General features: G+C 38.3%; 3 protein-coding genes. All 3 read left to right on the top strand.

Translation table 11 applies throughout. The features are described 5' to 3' along the window. Window positions 1-84 precede the first annotated feature (84 nt). Complete coding sequence (locus tag ACM6JA_RS19615; protein ID WP_414853697.1) at window positions 85-585, top strand: hypothetical protein; 501 nt, start codon at window positions 85-87, stop codon at window positions 583-585. 2 nt (window positions 586-587) lie between these two features. Beyond that, the gene (locus ACM6JA_RS19620; protein ID WP_414853698.1) at window positions 588-1,010 is read left to right on the top strand and encodes an HNH endonuclease; all 423 of its coding nucleotides are present in this window, start codon (window positions 588-590) and stop codon (window positions 1,008-1,010) included. Further along, on the top strand, window positions 964-1,265 hold a 302-nt coding region (locus ACM6JA_RS19625; RefSeq protein ID WP_414853699.1), incomplete at its 3' end, for an SMI1/KNR4 family protein. The genes ACM6JA_RS19620 and ACM6JA_RS19625, both read left to right, overlap by 47 nt.

The following is a 1,265-nucleotide window of genomic DNA, read 5'->3' on the forward strand; positions in this document are numbered from 1 at the left end:
ACTTTAAGAAAGGACCTTGTGCGTACAACAAATTCTTAAATAATTTGGTACGGAGCAAACCAGGGTTCACGGTAAAGTGAACCTTTGATTGGCAGTAACGTCAGATTGGACAGGCTATTCGATGCTGTAAAAGGGAATATCGGTCTAAAACAATCCGCACTAATAAAAGAGTTGAACAAGCTGAATAAGCAACAAGAACAGTTAGAGAAGAATGTTCAGGGACTAATAACCCTCTTCTCAAATCAGGCTCTTACCCTTGAGCAGTTTAATGCCCAAAATCAACGCAATCAGGAAGAACAACATGTCCTTGCCAAACGCAAAGCGGAATTAGAAACCATTCTCGAAACGCAAAAAGACACGGAAGAACAATTCCGTGCCTTTCAAAAGAAAATTGCGTTGTTTGCACAGCTTGACATTGATGATGAACAAGTTCTAAAACAATTGCTCCATCAGGTAATTGAAAAGATAGAAGTCCATCAAGATGGCTCTATCAAGATTCATTACAATATTGCTCACCCTCAGGAATTTTGCTTAACAAAAAGGGTATCGAATACCCTAAGTATAGAGACGAGCATAGTAGAATAAAAATGTTTGAGCCTGATGAAGCTGATCTCGCTTGGGTTCCTAATAATCAAAGAGAACCTAGAGAGCCTAATATGAGAGAAAAATATATTAATTGGTATGAGAATAAGTATGGGGTTCCAGATTTCAGTTGGAGTAGTCTGGACATACATCATATTATTCCCCTTGCATATGGCGGGGATAACAGCTATGATAACTTAATGTCTTTACCTAAAAAATTCCATCAAAACGAGGTTACTCCTTGGTGGGCTAGTTATGGCAAATATGTTCCATCTGGTGATGACTATTACTTTCAGTGGGTGATTCTCTTTGAAGGACAATTTATCTCAACTGGCGTTGGATGGGTTAAAACAACGACTAGATGCAAGCAATCAATTATTAGTGCAAAAATGGGAGGGTTTAGTATATCCAACCAACTTTACATTTAACTCCCCTGCCACGTTAGAAATGATTGAAGAGTTTTTAAGAGACACTCAATGGCACTTACCAACTGACTATAAGAATTTTCTCCTAATCCATAATGGGGCATGGCTATTCGAAGGTCTAAGGTATGGTGGAGGATATGAGTTACTGAGTCTGGATGAAATTAAGAATAGCCACCTAGATTATATGCCTAAACATTGGTATCCTATCTCGATCAACAATGGCGATTACATTTTTATTGACTCTAATCGAGTTGCGTC

Source organism: Brevibacillus sp. IT-7CA2, assembly GCF_949767855.1.
Taxonomy (GTDB): Bacteria; Bacillota; Bacilli; order Brevibacillales; family Brevibacillaceae; genus Brevibacillus.